The sequence below is a fragment of the Bacillus tequilensis KCTC 13622 genome (assembly GCF_000507145.1).
Taxonomy (GTDB): Bacteria; Bacillota; Bacilli; order Bacillales; family Bacillaceae; genus Bacillus; species Bacillus tequilensis.
The window spans coordinates 171,578-193,695 of sequence record NZ_AYTO01000036.1 but is presented as its reverse complement, the minus strand read 5'-3'; the positions used below and the strand labels follow the sequence as shown (position 1 = coordinate 193,695).

General features: G+C 43.6%; 17 protein-coding genes and 5 tRNA genes. 13 read left to right on the top strand and 9 right to left on the bottom strand.

The features are described 5' to 3' along the window. Positions 1-46: 46 nt before the first annotated feature. From btr to V756_RS0116570, 9 genes are all read right to left on the bottom strand, one after another. Complete coding sequence (gene btr / locus V756_RS0116610) at positions 47-1,639, bottom strand: bacillibactin transport transcriptional regulator Btr (RefSeq protein WP_024715651.1); 1,593 nt, start codon at positions 1,637-1,639, stop codon at positions 47-49. A 189-nt stretch (positions 1,640-1,828) separates the two neighbouring features. Further along, complete coding sequence (locus tag V756_RS0116605; RefSeq protein WP_024715650.1) at positions 1,829-3,073, bottom strand: exo-beta-N-acetylmuramidase NamZ family protein; 1,245 nt, start codon at positions 3,071-3,073, stop codon at positions 1,829-1,831. Between the two features lie 14 nt (positions 3,074-3,087). Then, positions 3,088-5,001 (bottom strand): glycoside hydrolase family 3 protein, encoded by a 1,914-nt coding sequence (locus tag V756_RS0116600; protein ID WP_024715649.1) that lies wholly within the window; start codon positions 4,999-5,001, stop codon positions 3,088-3,090. Positions 5,002-5,028: 27 nt separating this feature from the next. After that, on the bottom strand, positions 5,029-6,345 hold the full coding sequence (pbp4b, locus tag V756_RS0116595; protein ID WP_024715648.1) for a penicillin binding protein PBP4B: 1,317 nt from the start codon (positions 6,343-6,345) through the stop codon (positions 5,029-5,031). Positions 6,346-6,398: 53 nt separating this feature from the next. Further along, positions 6,399-7,763, bottom strand: coding sequence for a PTS transporter subunit EIIC (locus V756_RS0116590; RefSeq protein WP_024715647.1), 1,365 nt, complete (start codon positions 7,761-7,763; stop codon positions 6,399-6,401). Between the two features lie 25 nt (positions 7,764-7,788). After that, entirely contained in the window at positions 7,789-8,640 is an 852-nt protein-coding gene (locus V756_RS0116585; protein ID WP_024715646.1) for a MurR/RpiR family transcriptional regulator, read from the bottom strand. A 16-nt stretch (positions 8,641-8,656) separates the two neighbouring features. After that, positions 8,657-9,577: an N-acetylmuramic acid 6-phosphate etherase gene (murQ, locus tag V756_RS0116580; RefSeq protein WP_024715645.1), complete on the bottom strand. Its 921-nt coding sequence runs from the start codon at positions 9,575-9,577 to the stop codon at positions 8,657-8,659. A 103-nt stretch (positions 9,578-9,680) separates the two neighbouring features. Then, complete coding sequence (locus V756_RS0116575; RefSeq protein WP_024715644.1) at positions 9,681-10,169, bottom strand: GNAT family N-acetyltransferase; 489 nt, start codon at positions 10,167-10,169, stop codon at positions 9,681-9,683. A 12-nt stretch (positions 10,170-10,181) separates the two neighbouring features. Continuing rightward, entirely contained in the window at positions 10,182-10,637 is a 456-nt protein-coding gene (locus V756_RS0116570; protein ID WP_024715643.1) for a 2-thiouracil desulfurase family protein, read from the bottom strand. Positions 10,638-10,817: 180 nt separating this feature from the next. Between V756_RS0116570 and V756_RS0116565 the strand changes: the two genes are divergently transcribed. From V756_RS0116565 to V756_RS0116505, 13 genes are all read left to right on the top strand, one after another. Continuing rightward, positions 10,818-10,892: transfer RNA gene (locus tag V756_RS0116565), tRNA-Glu, on the top strand. 3 nt (positions 10,893-10,895) lie between these two features. Beyond that, positions 10,896-10,971 (top strand) — tRNA-Val (locus tag V756_RS0116560). Positions 10,972-10,975: 4 nt separating this feature from the next. Then, positions 10,976-11,048 (top strand) — tRNA-Thr (locus tag V756_RS0116555). A gap of 22 nt (positions 11,049-11,070) precedes the next feature. Continuing rightward, a tRNA-Tyr gene (locus V756_RS0116550) sits at positions 11,071-11,155 on the top strand. Between the two features lie 4 nt (positions 11,156-11,159). Then, a tRNA-Gln gene (locus tag V756_RS0116545) sits at positions 11,160-11,231 on the top strand. 228 nt (positions 11,232-11,459) lie between these two features. Next, entirely contained in the window at positions 11,460-12,023 is a 564-nt protein-coding gene (gene sigW, locus V756_RS0116540; RefSeq protein WP_024715642.1) for an RNA polymerase sigma factor SigW, read from the top strand. A gap of 13 nt (positions 12,024-12,036) precedes the next feature. Continuing rightward, positions 12,037-12,663 (top strand): anti-sigma-W factor RsiW, encoded by a 627-nt coding sequence (rsiW, locus tag V756_RS0116535; protein WP_024715641.1) that lies wholly within the window; start codon positions 12,037-12,039, stop codon positions 12,661-12,663. Positions 12,664-12,823: 160 nt separating this feature from the next. Further along, positions 12,824-13,645, top strand: coding sequence for a diadenylate cyclase CdaA (gene cdaA / locus V756_RS0116530; RefSeq protein WP_003223651.1), 822 nt, complete (start codon positions 12,824-12,826; stop codon positions 13,643-13,645). Further along, positions 13,638-15,086: a CdaA regulatory protein CdaR gene (gene cdaR / locus V756_RS0116525; protein WP_024715640.1), complete on the top strand. Its 1,449-nt coding sequence runs from the start codon at positions 13,638-13,640 to the stop codon at positions 15,084-15,086. Before cdaA ends, cdaR begins: the two co-directional genes overlap by 8 nt. An 18-nt stretch (positions 15,087-15,104) precedes the next feature. Beyond that, a complete protein-coding gene (glmM, locus tag V756_RS0116520) occupies positions 15,105-16,451 on the top strand; it encodes a phosphoglucosamine mutase (RefSeq protein WP_024715639.1) in 1,347 nt (448 codons plus the stop codon). 429 nt (positions 16,452-16,880) lie between these two features. Continuing rightward, a complete protein-coding gene (gene glmS, locus V756_RS0116515) occupies positions 16,881-18,683 on the top strand; it encodes a glutamine--fructose-6-phosphate transaminase (isomerizing) (RefSeq protein WP_024715638.1) in 1,803 nt (600 codons plus the stop codon). Between the two features lie 333 nt (positions 18,684-19,016). After that, positions 19,017-19,640 (top strand): undecaprenyl-diphosphatase, encoded by a 624-nt coding sequence (locus V756_RS0116510; RefSeq protein WP_003241444.1) that lies wholly within the window; start codon positions 19,017-19,019, stop codon positions 19,638-19,640. Between the two features lie 946 nt (positions 19,641-20,586). Further along, positions 20,587-22,104, top strand: a complete 1,518-nt coding sequence (locus V756_RS0116505; RefSeq protein ID WP_024715636.1) for an NADH dehydrogenase subunit 5 — start codon at positions 20,587-20,589, stop codon at positions 22,102-22,104. Positions 22,105-22,118 lie beyond the last annotated feature (14 nt).

Genomic DNA, 22,118 nt, shown 5'->3' with positions numbered 1-22,118 from the left:
TATAGAGAATGAACAGATATAACACCATGGACAAATTCCAAATTTATCATGGATAATCACCGGATAGTATGGAAATCGTTTGCTGAACCATCCGTTCGTGTCCGCAAGCCGAGTATTCATTCCAAGGGTCAAAGGATAGAAGATAAACACGGTTATTCCGCACCGCGCTTAGGCTTTGCCATGCTTCTGTCTGTTGCAATTGCTGGTAATAGGCAATGGTTTCAGGCTCTTTAAATAGAAAAAGCATAATGCAGTCAGCTTGGTCATTTGCGATATTTTCTAACGAAATGGCTTGATCTGAAGACATGTCTGCCGGTTTTGCCGAGCAGAATCCTAAATCTCCAAAGAAGACTTCGCGGATGCTTCGGTTATGTGCCAGATAGAAGTTTTGCTTATGCAGCCTCAGAAAGAGGAAACGCAGCCCCTGAGCGTGCTGAAGTGTTCTTTTGGCGGCTTCTGTCTGCTTGTTATAAGCCGCGAGCCACTTTTCTGCTTCGATCTCTTCTTTTAAAAATGAAGCGGTTTGCAGAAAGTGAGTTCTCCAGCTTTCTTTTGACGGAAGATACATGACTTCTGCGATGCGATTCAGTCGATTTTGTTCTTCGGGAGAAATAGAATCCATACTAAAAATTACATCTGGTTCAGCCTGTGATAACGTGTGAAGGTTTTCTTCCCATTTTTCATTAAACCGGTATGCGCTGAGCTGGACGGGTATATCTGTTGAATAATGCTGATAGTAGTATGAGGTCCATTTTGGATGTAGCGCGGCCGCAAACGGTATGTGATGAAGGGGAATGAGATGGCCTATGGTGCCCCTTCCGTATGCGGCTATTTTTTTTTCGCGTTTTTTCATATAACTTGTAGGTGAACAACCTGTATGTTTTTTAAAGATTCTGCTGAAATAAAATTCATCCTGATAGCCGGTTTGATGCGCGATTTCTTTTAATTTGCAGTTTGATTTCGCCATGAGCCGTTTTGCTTTGGTGATTCGCGTTTTTGTGATGAATTCTGTTACGCTCTGACCTGTCCATTTTTTAAAGCTTTCGCTATAGTGTTTGGCGCTGATTCCAGCCATTTGCGACAACTGGGTCAGAGTCATTTTTGTATCGGCATGTGTTTCAATATATTGTTTTGTTTTTTCGATTGCTGAATGTGTATCCGTCTGTTCAGATAAGCTGGCGGTGAAGAGGTCATAAATCAGGCTTTGTACTTCAATCACACATTTCAGCCGAGAAAGCTGAGACGATTCGTTCCATAGCTCAGCAAGCTCTTGAAGCCGGACTGCAAGGTTTTCGATATGTGAAACATGTACATGCTTCAATTTGGCTAATTCTGTTTCTGTACATGGTGTTAGGATATCTTGCCCGGTTTCCTTGATATAGCTTTGCAGTCTGATCAGACAGGCATCTATATTATGTCCTCTCTCTGCTGGCGTAAAGCCGAAGGTCTCGTGAGGCGGACAAACATAGAGTGTCTTTTTTTGCAAAGGGCTGACTCTTGTTCCGATCGAAATATGACCGTTCCCTTTTAAATGAAAGATCAGCACGAATGAATCGGCTAATTGCTGTTCTGAGAAGAGATCACTCGTTTTTTTCAGATATTCAATTTGTATAGGATGATAAATCACTGTGTGCTGCAAGAGGAGACCACCTTTTTAGAAACATTCAATTGATAATCATTTTCAATAAAATTGTACCAAATTAATGAAAGTTTTCCTATATAAAGCGGGTAGGTTTTTGTCATGAAATAAACCCTTACTTCATTTTAAAAGTAAGGGTCTTTTGTTCGGTAAGAAAATGTTACACGTGTAACATACGATGCTTACGTCTTAATAGATGAGATATTTTTTTCTCGTTTTGCTGAATTGTTGGAGTGGTTTTTCGTAGCTGTCTATGATGTCTTTCATAGAAGCGCCGTTTTCAATTTTTGTCCGGATCCAGCCGTTGCCTGCCAGTTTGTCAAATGATCCTGTTGAGAGGAACTCAAAATCCTCAGGATAGAGATCGTGTATGGTTTTAATGAGTGACAGACCTGTTCTAACCGCTTCAAACTTTTCTCTGTCTGTCACATAGAGCTGCACCCCGTGGCAAAGTGTGCCTTGATGTTTAGAAAATGTCGGCGTAAAGGAGGCCGCCCTGAATGTCACACCAGGCAGGTTGAGGCTGTTTAACGTTTCTTCGAGTTCTGTGCTTTTAATGAAGGGAGCCCCAATCAATTCGAAAGGCTTTGTCGTCCCCCGCCCTTCGGATATATTCGTTCCTTCAATCAGTCCGGTTGCGGGATAAACAAAAGTGCTTTCCACCGTTGGCATATTCGGCGAAGGGAGGACAAAAGGCAGTCTGGTGTCGTCAAAATCCATTTTGCGTTTCCAGTGTTTCATTTTCACCACTGTCAGATTGGCATCAATGTCAAATTCTTTGTTGAACAGTAAAGCCAATTCGCCAATGGTCATTCCATGCTTTAACGGTATGGGATACAGTCCGACAAATGAGGCGTACTCAGGCTCTAAGATCGGTCCTTCAGTATGTTTCCCGCCTTGTGGATTCGGCCGGTCCAGCACCATAAAAGGAATGCCGTTTTCTTTAGCGGCTTCCATTGCGTATGCCATTGTATAAATGTACGTGTAGAAGCGGGTCCCGACATCCTGAATATCAAATATAAGAACATCGACATTTTTCAGCATTTCTGGTGTCGGTTTCTTTGTTTTTCCGTAGAGGCTGTATACGGGAATCCCGGTTTTTTCGTCAATGTAAGAGCCGACTTCGTCTCCCGCCTGAGCGTCGCCGCGGACGCCATGCTCAGGGCCGAATAAAGCTGTCAGCTTGATATCAGGGCTCTCGTAGAGAATATCGACACTGCTTTTCAGAGATGCGTTTACCCCGGTGGGATTGGTGATCAATCCGATTCGTTTTCCTTTGAGATGCTTTTTATAATCTGGCAAAAGCGTGTCTATGCCGGTTTGGACTTTAGGTTTTTTAGCAGTTTGATTTCTGGAATCGGGTGATGCCGAGGCAGTTGTTATCGTTCCGAACATCATAAGCCCTGTGAGAAAAGCAAGTATTGTTTTTCTCATGTGTCCCCTCCTTGTTAAAGCTGTTTTCCCGTTTTGATATTTAATCCGTAGCCATATGGATAAAGGGTGTTTCCCGGTTTCGTGACTGACGGAATGTCGACTGGAAGAGTGCCTTTAGGTTTTGTCTGGCCGAATATCGCCCTAACGCCTGCTGGAATATTGGGTTGTAAATAACGTCCATTTGCGTATCCTTTAAAACCATAGACAGCAATGAGTGCTTTCGCTTCTTCAAAATTGGCTGCATCATATGGGTTGCGCAGGCTCATTAAAACAAATGGCTTGTTGTGCTGCAGTGCGGCTTTCATTACAGCCCTTGGAAATACGGTGGCCCATTTGCTTGAATCTGATACGGTGTCGTCGATGACAGGATCATTTTTTACGACGTAGGAGCCGGTAATGATATAATCAGCCGCTTTTATTTGTTTTTCATACTCGGCATTAAATACTTGGTTGGCAAAATTGATTTTGCTGAGGGACACGTGTTTCATTTTCTTTCGTTTGATGAGATCGCGAATGGTTTGTTCAATCGAAGCAGTTTGTTCTTCGTAAGGCGCGACTATTAAAATTCGGCTGTCTTTTTTAGGCTTAAACGGCAAGGTGTGCTGTTCATTTTTTAATACGGTTACTGCTTTTTCAGCTATTTTTTTCTCAGCTTTCAGGTGACGCTTGCTGCCTACAATTTTCTGGGCTTTCGTTATTTTTTCTTTTATGCTGTCGTCGTTCCGAGCCGGATATATACCGCGTTTTATTTTCAGGGAAATGATTCTTTCAACTGATTTGTTGATTTGATGTTCAGGAATGTCTCCGTTTTTCACGGCTTCTTTTAAAACTTGGATGACACGTGCGAATTTCTGTTCTTCTTTTAAAGAAGTAACTGAGGCAGGCATCAATGCAATATCAACGCCGGCTTTTACAGCCATGACGACAGCTTCTTCCTGGCCGAAATGATCCGCTATTGCTTTCATATTGAGAGCATCGGTAACGATCACGCCATTAAAGCCCATTTCCTGACGAAGAAGACCTGTCATCACTTTTTTCGAGAGTGTAGCCGGCACCAGGATGTCCGATCCATCGAGTTTGCTTTTGTATGTGGTGTCGTCAAAGGCAGGAAATTGAACATGCGCTGTCATCACCATATCAGCACCGGCATCAATTGCTCTTTGAAAAGGATAGAGCTCGACCTCACGGAGCCGTTTTTGATTATGGGAAACGAGCGGCAGTCCGTAATGGCTGTCAACGTCCGTGTCTCCATGTCCCGGGAAATGTTTGAGGGCAGAGGCGATATTCTGCCGCTGCAAACCTTTCATCGTATATAAACCGAGTCGCGCTGTCAGTTCCCGATTCGAGCTGAATGACCGTACGCCGATCACCGGATTATCAGGATTATTATTAATGTCCACGACAGGGCTGAAATCTGTATTAATGCCTAAGGCAGAAAGCTCTTTTCCAATAATGGTGCCGGTCTGATAGGCATTGATTCTGTTTCTGGCTGCGCCCAGCGCCATATTCCCTGGGAAATTAGTGCCCTCCCCTAATCTCGTTACGATGCCGCCTTCCTGGTCAATACTCAGGATCAGCGGGATATTAGGACTCGCCTTTTGGTAAGCGTCTGTCAGCTGTACAGTTTGCTTTGTTGTTTTTACATTTTCTGAAAAAAGGATGACGCCGCCGAATTGATATTTTTTGATGAGGCCGGCGACTTCCTCATTCATTTTTGTAAAGGCTTGCAGAGAGGACTCGCTTTTCTTTTGCCAATTTCTGAAATCAGGCATCAGCATCTGGCCGAGTTTTTGATCTAATGTCATGCGATTGACAATCTGTTTGGCGTCTGTTGAGCCGCTGGATGCAGCGGCTTCTGTCTGACTGGCACCGAGAAAACATGAAAGAAAGAGAACGGCTGAAAGGATAAGCGGAAAGACAGGTTTCATAGAAACTTCCTCCTATCGTTGAATCGTTCATTCCATTGCTTCATAAATCGCGGTAATGACGCTCCCGTAACTGCCTGTTGGAAATTCATCACCTTCAAACACATTTGGATTTTCCTCTGGATCAGCAACTGGTGAATGCTTTTTGTTTGTTAATAATGCGATGCCTAAATGGTATGCTGGATCAATGACGGTAACCGTCCCTGTCCAGCCGGTATGTCCGTAAGCGTTTTCGCTGGCATAAGGGCCAAACATCCATTCCATGCTTTTACTGCCGTTTCGCCGCCAGCCAAGAGCGAATGTCTGATCTGTTGCTGAAGGCGATGTAAATAGGTCAGCTGTTTTTGGATCAAATAAAGAAATGTTTCGGTATGACCCTTTGTTTAACATGACTTGCAGCAGTATGGCCATATCATCTGCATTTGAGAACAACCCGGCATGGCCGGACACGCCATCCATTGAGTAAAACGCCTTTTCGTCATGCACTTCTCCTTGCAGCGTATCTGTACGTATGTTAGGGAAATGAATAACGCCGTCCCGTGTATTGCCCATGCGTTCAGTAGCTGCAAACTGCTTTTGTTTAAAGCCTTTTTCCAGTGGATTGTATAAGGTATGCTTCAGTCCCAGCGGCTTGTAGATCTCTTGCTCCGCGTAGACATCAAGCGGTTTACCGGTGACTTTTTCGACAATGCAGCCAAGGAGCATATATCCGATGTCACTGTATACGTGTTTTGTCCCTGTTTGATAATCGAGCGGAACTTTGGTCAAATATTTGATCGTTTTGTCCCGCTCCTGAGAATAGTACTTGCCGGCTTTTTCCGGCGTGTAAAAGTAAAAGCTTGAGGGGAGCCCAGACTGGTGCTGTAGGACATCGATGACACGAATCTTATCTTTTCCTTTCAAAAGGTCTCCGGGCTGATCCTTGAAATCAGGCAAATATGCAGAAACCTTTTCATAGACATCGAGCTTTCTTTGGCTGACTAAGCGCTGTAATGCAAAATTAGTAGCGTACATTTTCGTATTTGAGGCTAAGTCAAACATCGTGCGGGTTTTCATTTTTGCCGGACGGCGCAGCAGTTCTGCTTCTTCGTACTTTTTACTGTAGCCATATGCTGTTTTTTTTATGATGCGGCCATCCTTCACGACGACAAGAACGGCGCCTGGGAATCCTGCTGCAATATCCCGTTCGATCATCTGATCAACCTTCCTTAGTTTCTTTGGCGAGAATTGTGCAATTTCTTCATTTATGGTTGTCGGCTCGATTGTTGTTTGCGCGAAGGTTTCGTTTGGCGTCAATATAGATAGGGTTACAATGGCACAGAACAAGAACAGGGTCTTCGTTTTCACAAGGTTGCTCCTTTCGTGCTTCTATCGGGTTATTATCCCTGAACAGACATAATTTAATCGAACTGAGAAGCCATTTCATCTTTATATCCGAAGGCGTAGGTCAATAAAAAGCCGGCTACAGTAGAAATAAAGAGTCCGATGATATATAGGATGATTTGCGAAGGCAGGACGAGAAAGGAAAGCGGCAGCCCGGAGACCCCGATCGCACTGGTGGCTACTTGAAAATAGGCTTGAAAAGCGCCGCCGACTCCAGCTCCTAAGCATGCTGTTATAAACGGACGGCCGAGTGGCAGCGTGACGCCGAAGATAAGCGGTTCACCGATGCCGAGCAGCCCCGAAGGCAGCCCTCCAGCGATTGCTTTTCTCAAGGTTGTTTTTTTTGTTTTTACAAAAATGGCAAAGGCAGCGCCTACCTGTCCTGCGCCTCCCATCGCCAGAATAGGGAGCAAAGGATCATTGCCGATTGAATTGATCAGTTCCATGTGCACTGGCGTTAAGCCTTGATGCAGTCCGGTTACGACGAGAGGAAGGAAGGCTGCGCCCAGAATAAAGCCGGCAGCGATGCCGCCGATGTCCAAGATGGAGAGAAGGCCTGATGTAATGGCGTCAGAAATGAAGCCGCCTAAAGGCATAAATACGACATACGTGACGATTCCGGTGAGTAACAGTGAAACGGTTGGGGTGACAATGATATCGAGTGATTGAGGAATAAAACGGCGGACAAATTGTTCGGTGTAAGCAATAAATATGGCTGCGAAAAGAACCCCGATCAGACCTCCTCTGCCCGGAAGAAGCTGTTCTCCGAATAAACTGATCTTTGCGATCTCCGGATTTATAATCAAGATCCCTGCCAGAGCTCCAAGAGCGGGTGTCCCGCCAAATTCTTTCGATGCGTTGATGCCGACGAGAATACCGAGATATGTGAACAGCCCTGAGCCGATCACTGTCAGGATAATGGCGATTTGTGATTCTGCAGAGAGCCATTCGGCTTGAATGATGGCTTTTGTAATCCCGGTGATTAAACCGGAAGCCACGAGTGCGGGAATAAGAGGAATAAAGATGCTGGCAACTTTACGTAAGAATAGTTTAAAAGGAGTGGCGTTTTTCCGGTTGATATCGGCTTTCTTTTTTACCGCTGCTTCTTTGACATCGACACCTTCTTCTGCCACGAGCTTTGAGAAAGCGGCAGTCACATGATTAACGACTCCGGTGCCGAGGATGATTTGTAAGGTTTCAGCTTCGACCACCCCCAATATGCCGTCAAGCTCTCTTAAAGCCTGGGCATCCGCTTTATTTTCATCGTAAATCGTAATACGCAGGCGTGTCATGCAATGCGTATACGAAGAAATATTGGATTTTCCTCCGCATAGCGCAAGGATTTTCTTTGCGAGATGATGGTAGTTGTTTTCTTTGCTCATCAAAACCCCTCCTCTTCAAGCCGTCCTATTTTTTTCTCATAGATTGTATGGCTGCTCTTGTTTTATCAATATAGCCGGTTGTTTCTTCATACTGCTCAGCCGCCATGCCTAAAAACAAAACATCAATCATAAAAAGCTGGGCGAGGCGGGAGGAAGTGGCTGCGCTTCGAATCAAGGCTTCGTTGGAATGTGCCGTGTACAACGGGACATCAGCCAGCGCGGAGACGGATGTCTGACTGAATTGTGTAAGGCTGATCGTTGTGATGCCCTTTTCCTTAGCCATGGTGAGCAGTTCAATCATTTCCTGCGTCTCTCCCGAAAACGAAATGGCGAATACGATGTCATCCTTATCTGCATTTGCGATGAGTGATGCCACAAGATGAGTGTCTGTAAACGCGGTTGCTTGTTTATGAATGCGAAGCCATTTTTGCTGGGCGTCCTTGGCGACAATTCCTGAAGCTCCGACGCCGATAAAATGCACGGTGTGAGCTTTGAGAAGCAGAGAAACCGCTCGTTCAAGCTCTTTGTAGTCCATCAGGTCCGAAGTATCCTGGATAGCTTGAATGGCATTGCCTGCCGTTTTTTCAGAAATGGAGGACAGCGGTTCGTGAGGCGCAATGTCCCGGTAGCCTTGTACAGCAGGCTTTGCCAGATCGCCTGCCACTCTCATTTTTAAATCTTGGAATCCCTTTAATCCGAGTGATTTGCAGAGCCTGATGACGGCGGCGTCACTTGAATTGGCTAAGGTGCTGATTTCACTGACGGTGCTTTCGATTGCTTTGTGGGGATGAGTTAGGATATAATCTGCAAGTTTACGTTCGGATGGAGGTAGCTTATGCTTCATGGATTGGATAATCGCTAAACCGCCTGATGCCATTCTTGGTCTCTCCTTATCATGGATGGTAATTTTCGATTGCTTTATCGATGAAACCGTTTGCTTCATCGAGCAATGTCTTGGCTTGATTCTGATCTGTGCTCGTTTTGAGCATGACGATTGCCGTCTTTACGTGATGATTGGCTTGTTCGAGTGTGTTTCTGGCTGTGTCGTATGAAGCGTTGGTGAGGCTTTGGATGATGCTGATGGCGCGTTCTTTTAGCTTTTTGTTGCTGACGTTGACGTCTACCATCAAGTTTTCGTAAACCTTGCCGATTTTGACCATTACTGCGGTGGAGATCATGTTTAGAATCATTTTATGAGCGGTTGCCGCTTTCATACGTGTTGATCCTGTAATGGCCTCAGGTCCGACGACAACCTCAATGCGGTGATCCGCGTTTTTGCTGATGGCGGAATTTTCATTACAGGTAAGGGCGATGGTGTGTGCTCCGACTTTGCGGGCGTATGTTAGGGCGCCAGCAGCATAAGGTGTGCGGCCGCTTGCTGCAATAGCAATGACGGTGTCGTTTGAAGTGAGTTGTATGTTTTTTAAATCCTTAGCTCCTGCTTCTTCACTGTCTTCAATTCCTTCAGCCGCCTGCAAAAATGCTTTGGGGCCTCCAGCCATGATTCCGATGACCTGATCCGGGCTTACGCTATAAGTGGGAGGACATTCAACAGCATCCATGACACCGAGCCTGCCGCTTGTGCCGGCGCCCGTGTATATAAGGCGCCCTCCATTTTGAAATGAGTCATATGCGCAGTCTACAGCTGTTTTGATTTCGGGGAGAACCCGCTGAACGGCGGCAGCGACTTTCTGATCTTCGTCGTTGATCATTTGGAGAATGCCGAATGTGCTTGCTTTGTGGATTTCCGCTGTTTGGCGATTGCGTGATTCCGTTGTAAGATGGTGAAGGTTTAATAGTTCTGATTCTGACATGAGGATGCCCCCTGTTCAAAAATAATATATCCCAATATTCAGTATATTCATTTATGTCATGATATTTCAACTATGTTTTTGAATTTTTGAAATTTTATTTCATTCAAGGTGATAAGAAATAATGCAGAATGAGCTGTTCGCCAAGCGGTCCGATTCTTCTCCGCCCTTTATCAAGGAACCCGCATTTCATATAAAGGTGCTTTGCGCGTGTGTTCAAATGATTGACGGCCAAAATGATTTCATCACACCATGGAAAATAACCGCCCACAAAAGCGGGAAGCTGAAGCATTGCTTTTTTTGCATAGCCTTTTTCGTGATGCACAGCGTTTAAAGACAGGGAACTGAGCAGTAAAGCAAATGGATTGTTAGAATAGGGCGCAAGCGTTTCTCTTGATGTGTGTAAAATAAAAAAACCGACTGGCAGATCGTTTTTTAAGATGACAACCGGATACCGGTCCTGTACGCCCAAAGCTTGAGTCAGCACCTCTTTGGGAAGAGCGGTAAAGCGTTTGTCATCATTGTTTAGCGTGAATGATTGAAGCTCCGGCAAGTGTTCAGGCTTATAGAAGGATAAAGAAATGTCTGAAGTCATGTGGCGGCCTCCTTACAATATATCGTCTAGCTGGTTTTCTGAAATGACACGGTAGCCCGCTTGTTTTAACAGTGCTGCGGTTACTCCGCTGCCGGTGATTTTTTTGCCAGAAAACGTGCCGTTATAAATAAATCCGCTTCCGCACGATGGACTGTTTTCTTTTAAGATGATGGCAGAGGCGCTGATTTCTTTTGCGTAAGCTAACGTTTTAGCGGCACCTTTCATATATAGTTCTGTGACATCTTCCCCAGAAGCTGTCACGATTTTCGCGTTGCCATTGAGAACATCCTCACCGGTGCCTCCGATGATTTCTGCAGGCTCACGGGGAGTTGAGAAGCCGCCGAGAAGCTCAGGGCAAGCCATGACCGCTTTATTTTCATTGACGAGTTTTCTGATTTTCGCTGACGCGGCGTGAGAGCCGTTATATCTGCATTCAATGCCTCCAAGACAAGAACTGACTAGAATCATAATGGTTTCTCCTCTCTTACTTTGCTTGTCTCTATCATAAAATAAATGACTAATGGCAGGAGGCTTTTTCAGTTAAAAAAGGAGTTAAAAAGTTTGAAAATAAAAAATTTAATTTTACCCTTTACAAAGGGGGGATAACCTGTATATAATAACTTTTGTCAGCTCGACGAGAACACAAACGGCCCGTTGGTCAAGCGGTTAAGACACCGCCCTTTCACGGCGGTAACACGGGTTCGAATCCCGTACGGGTCACCATTTGGAGGATTAGCTCAGCTGGGAGAGCATCTGCCTTACAAGCAGAGGGTCGGCGGTTCGAGCCCGTCATCCTCCACCATCTTGCCGGTGTAGCTCAATTGGTAGAGCAACTGACTTGTAATCAGTAGGTTGGGGGTTCAAGTCCTCTTGCCGGCACTGTGTTTCTTACTATTAATATGGAGGGGTAGCGAAGTGGCTAAACGCGGCGGACTGTAAATCCGCTCCCTCAGGGTTCGGCAGTTCGAATCTGCCCCCCTCCACCATTATTGGGCTATAGCCAAGCGGTAAGGCAACGGACTTTGACTCCGTCATGCGTTGGTTCGAATCCAGCTAGCCCAGTCACAGACACCTTTGACCAAAAGGTGTCTTTTTTCTTTTTTAAAATCATTTCAACTTCTAACTGTTCAGTCTGTATAGTAATTTTAAAAATATGTTAAGGTAGTTTATTCACGAATTACCATCTACACCCTGCCAAAAATTTGATAAACTTATTCTATAAAAAAGTTGAAACCTTTTGAAACGAAGCTCGTATACATACAGACCGGTGAAGGCAGAGGTTAGATAAATATGGAAATGATGATTAAAAAGAGAATTAAGCAAGTCAAAAAAGGCGATCAAAATGCATTTGCAGACATCGTAGATATTTACAAAGATAAAATTTATCAGCTTTGCTACCGTATGCTTGGCAATGTGCATGAGGCGGAGGATATTGCACAGGAGGCTTTCATCAGAGCGTACGTTAATATCGACAGTTTTGATATTAACCGGAAATTTTCAACTTGGCTTTACCGAATTGCCACCAATTTGACCATTGACCGCATTCGCAAAAAGAAGCCAGATTATTACCTCGATGCAGTGGTGGCTGGTACGGAAGGCTTGACCATGTATTCGCAAATCGCCGCAGACGGAGTTTTGCCTGAGGATGCAGTTGTGTCGCTGGAGCTCTCACACACGATTCAGCAGAAAATTTTAAAGCTTCCTGACAAATACAGAACCGTCATCGTATTAAAGTATATTGACGAACTCTCATTAATTGAAATCGGCGAGATTCTGAATATTCCTGTTGGGACTGTAAAAACGCGGATTCACAGAGGCAGAGAGGCTCTCAGAAAACAATTAAGGGATCTTTAAGTGGGGTGATGAAATGAGCTGTCCTGAACAAATTGTGCAGCTTATGCATATGCATCTTGATGGAGATATCCTTCCAAAAGATGAACACGAATTAAAGGAACATCTTGAGACATGCGAGAAATGCAAAAAGCATTTTTATGAGATGGAAAAATCCATAGCGCTCGTCCGGAGCACATCGCATGTTGAAGCCCCCGCAAATTTTACCGCTAACGTCATGGCAAAATTGCCTAAGGAGAAGAAAAGAGCTTCTGTGAAAAGATGGTTCAGATCCCATCCCGTTATCGCAGCTGCTGCGGTATTCATCATTTTGATGGGCGGAGGTTTTTTTAACAGCTGGCATAATGACCACAATTTCAGCGTGTCCAAGCAGCCGAATCTAGTGGTGCATAACAGCACTGTGATCGTGCCTGAAGGTGAGACGGTCAAAGGTGATGTGACTGTCAAAAACGGCAAGCTGATCATTAAAGGAAAAATAGACGGGGATGTAACTGTCGTAAACGGCGAAAAGTATATGGCCTCTGCTGGACAAGTCACAGGTCAGATTGAAGAAATCAATCAATTATTCGACTGGACATGGTACAAGATGAAGTCTGCGGGGAAAAGTATATTCCATGCATTAGATCCAAACGGAAAAGAGTAAAGCGTATCAGCCGCTTTGCTCTTTTTTTGCGGGCTGAGAAGGTGGGCACATTTCACTTGCCAAATCGAAATGTGGTATAATGGGCTCGCTATGTAAAGTACATATGCGTAACACGTAAAACACAAAATACGAAATGACTGAATTCGTGGAGGACGAGGAAATGGCTTTTGAGGATATCCCTTTTTTGCAGTACCTCGGCAATGCCGTTGATATTCTCCTTGTTTGGTATGTGATATATAAATTGATTATGGTGATACGCGGCACGAAAGCGGTCCAGCTGTTAAAAGGAATTGTTGTGATCGTGCTTGTCCGTATGGCCAGCCAATACTTGGGTCTCAGCACACTTCAATGGCTGATGGACCAAGCGATAACATGGGGATTTTTAGCAATTATTATTATTTTTCAGCCTGAGCTGAGAAGAGCGCTTGAACAGCTCGGCCGCGGCCGCTTTTTTTCAAGGAGCGGCACGCCTGTGGAAGAAGCGCAGCAGAAAACCATTGAGGCCATCACAAAAGCGATCAATTATATGGCGAAACGCCGTATAGGCGCTCTGCTGACCATTGAGCGGGATACTGGAATGGGGGATTATATTGAGACCGGCATACCATTGAATGCCAAAGTCAGCTCTGAGCTGCTGATCAATATTTTTATTCCGAATACCCCGCTTCATGACGGCGCGGTGATCATGAAGAATAATGAAATTGCCGCGGCCGCCTGTTATCTGCCGCTTTCTGAAAGCCCGTTTATTTCGAAAGAACTGGGTACGCGGCACAGAGCGGCTGTCGGCATCAGTGAAGTAACAGACAGCTTGACGATTATTGTGTCTGAAGAGACCGGCGGCGTCAGTGTGGCGAAGAACGGCGACCTTCACAGAGAGCTGACTGAAGAAGCGCTGAAAGAAATGCTTGAAGCCGAGTTTAAGAAAAACACCAGAGACACTTCTTCTAACCGCTGGTATTGGAGGGGCAAGAAAAATGGATAAATTCTTAAACAACCGCTGGGCTGTGAAAATTATCGCTCTGCTTTTCGCACTCTTGCTTTATGTGGCGGTTAACAGCAATCAAGCACCGACTCCGAAAAAACCGGGTGAATCTTTCTTTCCGACATCAACAACAGATGAGGCAACACTGACTGATATTCCGGTCAAAGCGTATTATGATGATGAAAATTATGTCGTGACGGGTGTGCCGCAAACGGTTAATGTCACGATAAAAGGTTCGACAAGCGCCGTGAAAAAGGCTAGGCAGACAAAGAACTTTGAAATATATGCCGATATGGAACATTTGAAAACCGGCACACATAAGGTCGAGCTTAAGGCCAAAAACGTGTCGGATGGGCTGACAATTTCAATCAATCCGTCTGTTACGACAGTGACCATTCAAGAACGGACGACTAAAAGCTTTCCCGTAGAAGTGGAGTATTACAACAAAAGCAAAATGAAAAAAGGCTATTCCCCGGAGCAGCCGATTGTCAGTCCGAAAAATGTGCAGATTACCGGATCTAAAAATGTAATCGATAATATTTCTCTTGTGAAAGCTTCAGTGAATTTGGAAAATGCAGATGAAACGATTGATCAGGAAGCGAAAGTGACTGTCTATGATAAGGATGGAAACGCGCTTCCTGTTGATGTAGAGCCATCGGTCATTAAGATTACTGTTCCGGTGACGAGTCCGAGTAAAAAAGTGCCCTTTAAAATTGAACGGACAGGAAGCCTTCCAGACGGTGTCAGCATAGCAAATATTGAATCCAGCCCCAGTGAGGTAACGGTTTACGGCTCGCAGGATGTGTTGGATTCTCTTGAATTTGTTGACGGCGTCAGCTTAGATTTAAGCAAAATCAACAAGGATTCCGATATCGAGGCAGATATTCCGCTTCCTGACGGCATCAAAAAAATCTCGCCGTCAAAGGTGACATTGCATATAGAAGTTGATAGTGAAGCGGATCAGAAGTTTGAAAATGTCTCAATTAAGACTGTGGGGCTGAGCAGCTCGCAAAACATCGAATTTCTTGATCCTGAATCGCAAGCGATAGATGTGACGGCTAAAGGCTCCCCCGCCAATATAAGAAAACTGAAGAAATCAGATATAGAACTGTATGTGAATGTTTCAGATTTAGAGGACGGGGAGCATAGCGTGCAGCTTGAAGTGAACGGGCCGCAGAATGTAACCTGGTCCTTGGGGCAGAAGAATGCCAAAATCAAGCTGACGTCTAAAAAGAGCACTACATCCAGGAATGGCAACAGCAGCAATACATCAGGGAACCAGGATGACACAGATAAGCAAACGAATGATCAAGATAACAAACAGCGAGAAGATACAACAAACAATGATAAAAACAGCAATGATCAAAAACAAGACGAAAATAAAGATCAAAACCAAGATCAGGATGAGTCCGCTGCGGATTCACAATCCTCATCAGAATAAAAAAGGAGCGATTATAAAATGGGCAAGTATTTTGGAACAGACGGTGTAAGAGGTGTCGCCAATAGTGAGCTTACACCTGAGCTGGCCTTTAAAGTCGGGCGTTTCGGCGGGTATGTGCTGACAAAAGACAAACAACGTCCAAAAGTGCTGATAGGCCGCGATACACGGATCTCCGGCCATATGCTGGAGGGAGCCCTTGTCGCCGGACTTTTATCCATTGGCGCAGAAGTCATGCGTCTGGGTGTCATTTCTACACCTGGTGTATCCTATTTAACAAAAGCGATGGACGCAGAGGCAGGCGTCATGATTTCCGCTTCTCATAACCCAGTACAGGATAACGGGATCAAGTTCTTCGGGGGTGACGGATTTAAGCTTTCTGACGAACAGGAGGCTGAAATTGAGCGCCTGATGGACGAACCGGAGGATAAACTGCCAAGACCGGTCGGAGCCGACCTCGGACTTGTAAATGACTATTTTGAAGGCGGACAAAAGTATCTGCAATTCTTAAAGCAGACTGCTGATGAAGACTTTACAGGCATTCATGTGGCGCTGGATTGTGCGCATGGCGCAACATCGTCCTTGGCGACACACCTGTTTGCTGATTTAGATGCAGATGTATCAACAATGGGGACTTCCCCGAATGGATTAAACATTAATGACGGCGTCGGATCGACTCATCCGGAAGCGCTCAGCGCATTTGTCAAAGAGAAAAACGCTGATCTCGGGCTTGCGTTCGACGGTGACGGCGACCGCTTGATTGCTGTCGATGAAAAAGGAAATATCGTTGACGGCGACCAAATCATGTACATATGCTCAAAACACCTGAAAACTGAGGGCCGTTTAAAGGATGATACAGTGGTTTCCACTGTGATGAGCAACCTCGGCTTCTATAAAGCGCTCGAAAAAGAAGGCATCAAAAGCGTACAGACAGCTGTCGGTGACCGCTACGTAGTGGAAGCGATGAAAAAAGACAGCTACAATGTCGGCGGAGAACAGTCAGGACATCTTATTTTCCTTGATTACAACACAACAGGCGACGGATTATTGTCCGCTATCATGCTGATGAACACATTGAAAGCGACAGGCAAGCCGCTGTCAGAGCTTGCGGCTGAAATGCAAAAGTTCCCGCAACTGCTGGTCAATGTGAGAGTAACTGATAAATATAAAGTCGAAGAAAACGAAAAAGTAAAAGCTGTTATTTCTGAAGTTGAAAAAGAAATGAACGGCGACGGACGGATTTTGGTGCGTCCTTCAGGCACTGAACCGCTCGTCCGTGTAATGGCTGAAGCGAAGACGAAAGAGCTGTGCGATGAATATGTCAATCGCATTGTTGAAGTCGTCCGGTCAGAAATGGGATTAGAGTAACGAAGTCTATCATCAGAGAGCGAACGAGACAAGCGGGACTTACATATGATAATTGTGAAACATGCGGCAAAGTTGTTTAAAAAACAATTGACCGTTCATGGCACATGCTGTAAAATCAAGCTTGTCTTGTTCTCATTTCTCTGAGGAAGAAAAGACGGGATTATTGCTTTACCTATAATAATAGCGCCCGAACTAAGCGCCCGGAAAAAGGCTTAGTTGACGAGGATGGAGGTTATCGAATTTTCGGCGGATGCCTCCCGGCTGAGTGTGCAGATCACAGCCGTAAGGATTTCTTCAAACCAAGGGGGTGACTCCTTGCACAAAGAGAAATCACATGATCTTCCAAAAACATGTAGGAGGGGACGATTGAAAGTCCCCTTGAAATTTGACTTTCTTCGTCTCCTTTTGCAATCTTAGGAGGAAGAAAATATGTGTGGAATCGTAGGTTATATCGGTCAGCTTGATGCGAAGGAAATTTTGTTGAAAGGGTTAGAAAAGCTTGAATACCGCGGATATGACTCTGCTGGTATCGCTGTTGCCAACGAACAGGGAGTCCATGTGTTCAAAGAAAAAGGACGCATTGCGGATCTTCGTGAAGTTGTGGATGCCAATGTAGAAGCGAAAGCCGGAATTGGCCATACTCGCTGGGCAACACACGGCGAACCAAGCTATCTGAACGCTCACCCGCATCAAAGCGCACTCGGCCGCTTTACACTTGTTCATAACGGCGTGATCGAGAACTATGTTCAGCTGAAACAAGAGTATTTACAAGATGTAGAGCTAAAAAGTGACACCGATACAGAAGTAGTCGTTCAAGTAATCGAGCAATTTGTAAACGGAGGACTTGAGACAGAAGAAGCGTTCCGCAAAACACTTACACTGTTAAAAGGCTCTTATGCAATTGCTTTATTCGACAACGACAACAGAGAAACGATTTTTGTTGCGAAGAACAAAAGCCCTCTATTAGTCGGTCTTGGAGACACATTCAACGTCGTAGCATCTGATGCGATGGCGATGCTTCAAGTAACAAACGAATACGTAGAGCTGATGGATAAAGAAATGGTTATCGTCACTGACGACCAAGTTGTCATCAAAAACCTTGATGGTGACGTGATTACACGTGCGTCTTATATTGCTGAGCTTGATGCCAGTGATATCGAGAAAGGCACGTACCCTCACTACATGTTGAAAGAAACGGATGAGCAGCCTGTTGTTATGCGCAAAATCATCCAAACGTATCAAGATGAAAACGGCAAGCTGTCCGTGCCTGGAGATATCGCTTCTGCTGTAGCCGAAGCAGACCGCATCTATATCATCGGCTGCGGAACAAGCTACCATGCAGGGCTTGTCGGTAAACAATATATTGAAATGTGGGCAAACGTGCCGGTTGAAGTGCATGTAGCGAGTGAATTCTCTTACAACATGCCGCTTCTGTCTAAGAAACCGCTCTTCATTTTCCTTTCTCAAAGCGGGGAAACAGCGGACAGCCGCGCGGTTCTTGTTCAAGTCAAAGCGCTCGGACTCAAGGCGCTGACAATCACAAACGTACCGGGATCAACGCTTTCTCGTGAAGCTGACTACACATTGCTGCTTCATGCAGGCCCTGAAATCGCTGTTGCGTCAACGAAAGCATACACTGCCCAAATCGCAGTTCTTGCGGTTCTTGCATCTGTAGCCGCTGACAAAAACGGTATTGATATCGGATTCGACCTCGTCAAAGAGCTTGGTATCGCTGCAAACGCAATGGAAGCCCTTTGCGACCAGAAAGACGAAATGGAAATGATCGCCCGTGAATACCTGACTGTATCCAGAAACGCTTTCTTCATCGGACGCGGCCTTGACTACTTTGTATGTGTCGAAGGCGCACTGAAGCTGAAAGAGATTTCTTACATCCAGGCAGAAGGTTTTGCCGGCGGAGAGCTGAAGCACGGTACAATTGCCTTGATCGAACAAGGAACACCAGTATTTGCGCTGGCAACGCAAGAGCACGTAAACCTAAGCATCCGCGGAAACGTCAAGGAAGTTGCCGCTCGCGGAGCAAACACATGCATCATCTCACTGAAAGGCCTGGACGATGCGGATGACAGATTCGTACTGCCGGAAGTAAACCCAGCGCTTGCTCCGTTGGTGTCTGTTGTTCCATTGCAGCTGATCGCTTACTATGCTGCGCTTCATCGCGGCTGTGATGTTGATAAACCACGTAACCTCGCGAAGAGTGTTACTGTGGAATAAAGTGTTTAACCCCTTTGGTTGTTTTTGTTGCTTTGAAATAAAGTCACGATTTTTGTAAAAAAGATGTGATGTTTAAAATAAAGTCACGACGTTTTAAAAATGTTGCGATGCTTTTTCCCTTAGATAATTTTTGTCTAAGGGTATTTTTCTATTTTAACTAAAGAGGCAGGTAACTAAATATTATAAGGGGATTCCAATTGATTTTGGGTCCCCTTTTTACATAAATGATGTGACACCAATCTTACAAAAATGTAACTTTAATCTCAAATAATGTAATTTGATTCGATGGCAGGTCATCTAATTTTCTTTTACTATGTTCTAAAAAGAGATTGGATGGTGTTGGGTTTGGATATTTCAGAAGTTAATATATCACTGTTTAGACTAGTTAATGACTTAGGAAAAGAACATCCCTTTTTGAATCCTGTATTTAGTTTTATTGCTGAATATATGGTTTTTTTACTTGCACTAAGTGTTCTTTTTATTTGGTTTACAAGAGATACGGATAATAGAATTATGATTCTTTGTGCATCTATCGCTTTCATTTGTGCTTTTACGATAGGGAAGGTTGCAGGGGCATTTCACTCGAATTATCAACCTTTTGTTGAATTGGGAGAGGTTAATAAACTGATACATAAAGAAAAAGACAATTCTTTTCCAAGTGACCATACAATTTTATTCTTCTCATATTGTATTTCATTCTGGCTCTTTAAAAGAGGCTGGTCAATCTTATGGGTATTGTTAGCTGTTCTTGTGGGAGTCTCCCGTATATGGGTTGGGGTTCATTATCCTTTTGATGTTTTAGCAGGAGTATTAATAAGCCTAGCAGTTTCAACTTTTATATATTTAACATTCCCTAAACTAAAAGTTATTCAAACTACCATAAAAATTTATGAAAAATGTGAAAACATGCTTCTTTATCGCTTCAAAAGAAAGGAAAACAAGTCAAAAAATTTTTAGATTTATTCAACAATTGGGTGCTAATGTTCAAAAAATCGTAACCTAAAATGATCAAACTCTTTTATAAAGATTCCATCTGTATTCAAAACTGTAGAATCCATTTTGGTCTATCTTTTTTTCTAAATGGATTCTTTAAATTTGCCGTAAACTGAAGGTTCATGTGTTATTTTTGATCATCCTTTATTTCAAAGCTACAGTTTTAGCCAAAGGGGTTTTTTGTTTCAAAGATGGCTATGTTTAGTTTTACAGATATTTAAGATTGCCATAAGAATAAGAAAATATAAAGAAGGTATTTTCAAGGAAAGTAGGAACCAGTATTCATTTATAGTTGCTAATTGAACTCGGTTATTTATTAAACAAGAAAATAGAAAATGATTATAAAGTTTTTCTTGTATTTCTACAAAAAAATTAGAATGGTAGATATCATAGGCCTTGGTTAAAGATTCAGGATGTATATTTAAAGGGAAAGAAGGATTTGATACTTCATTCTCCGTATTCCAACATCTTGACAATGTTTAAAATTTAGCATATCTTATACTTAACTCAATAATCGGAGCAGATGTTTATTTTTGCTCATAAAATTAGGACTTTAGCATTCTTTTAATATTTAATTTTAAATCTTGATAGGATGAAAAAGTATCCTAATTAAAAACGAAAAGGAACATAAGTCGATTTATTTTATAAATCAAGGCACTAAATTGACGATATTCCATTCCTTAAGACGGAACTTAAAATATTGTATATAGTAAAATGACCAATCATAAGGTAGCACTTTAAAAAACTTCGCTGAAGTTAGTTGAAGTGAAGCCGACAATTTTCAAGACTCAATGACTAAGATCATCATTGAGTTTTGATGTTGTCGGCTTTTTTATTTGGAAAAATACGTAACGATTCAAAGAGATAAATAAAATTACAGAAGAGAATTTTACCTAAGGGAGAATTTGAAATGTTGTTTTCGCTGAGTTTGTCATCATTATTAACATTATTTTTTATTATGCTTATGATTTCCGGGATAAGTGGATTATTGTTTTTGGTTCCACGAGTTCCCTTGAGCTATGTTCGCATTCATATTGGTATTTTGGTTTTACCGCTTTTGGTTTCCTTCCTGCTGCTTATCAATAGCAATGTGAATGCAGATATTGGCCTTTGGCACTTAGATTCCATCGCTTGTTTAATGACTTTCTTTGTTCTTGCAATTGGATTCGTCATTCAGCGTTTTTCTGTGCGTTACTTAATGGGAGATCGTTCTTATCGAAAATATTTTACGCTTTTCACGTTCACTACAGGTGCTGCTTCTATTACATGGTTAAGCGGCGATCTTCGCTTGATGGTTATCTTTTGGGGAGCAACTCTTGTCGGTTTAACCTTACTTATCAGGTTGAACAGTGCTTGGCATGTGGCTGGTGAAGCAGCCAAGGTTTCTGGCCGGTTATTTTTGTTAAGCTGGTTTTCTTTGTTTTTCGTGATGATTTGGCTTTTTCAAGTCACAGGTCAATGGCGGCTATCATTGGTTTTAATAAATGAAAATTTAGCTCAACTGGGGATTTGGGAGCAAACAGGAATACATTTATTGATTGTGTTAGCAGTGGTCATACCTGCTGCTCAATGGCCATTCCAAAGATGGCTGATTGAGTCTATTGTTGCTCCAACTCCTGTTTCTGCGATTATGCACGCAGGTTTAGTAAACGCCGGCGGGATTATACTCACTCGATTTTCACCTCTATTTCATGGTGGTATCGCATCAATTATTTTACTTCTGCTTGCCGGCATCTCTGTATTGATTGGAGCTGGTATTAGTTTAGTTCAGGTTGACTATAAACGCCAGTTAGTAGGCTCAACGATTGCGCAAATGGGATTTATGCTCATTCAGTGTGCATTAGGGGCCTATATAGCAGCGATTATTCATCTTATTTTACATGGTTTATTCAAAGCTACGTTATTTTTACAGGCTGGTTCAGTCGTACAGCGTTATGAAGGATCGACGCGGGCTAATGAGAGATCATCCTATTTATGGATTGTGGCTGGTCGCACGTTAGCCTTTGTGATAGGCGTTGCTTTTTGGCTCGCTGCTCCTGGAGAGGGGTATCAATTCATTAGTGCGTTGATCTTAGGGTGGTCATTGTCCGTTTCTTGGACTCAGCTTGTAGCTTTTGGAGAGGGGAAATGGGGTCGAATTGTTGGCTTAACATTTTTAGGAGGTGCAGCCCTCGTCTATTTTATCATTCATAACCTTTTCTATCATTGGCTGCATACAACCGTTTTACAAAGTGTTCACCCTCCAATGTCAGCTGTCATCATTGTTGTATGTCTATTGTTATTTGGCGGTGTTCTGAGTACGTGGGTTGCTCGTCATCGTTCTTCCGTTTTCTCCGCGGTAATCTATCTTTGGTTACTGCGATTAGGTGAAGCAAAACGAAAGACAGTAGAGAATCACCCAGACTACCTTAAACAATATTTATCATAAGGAGCTAATCTGAG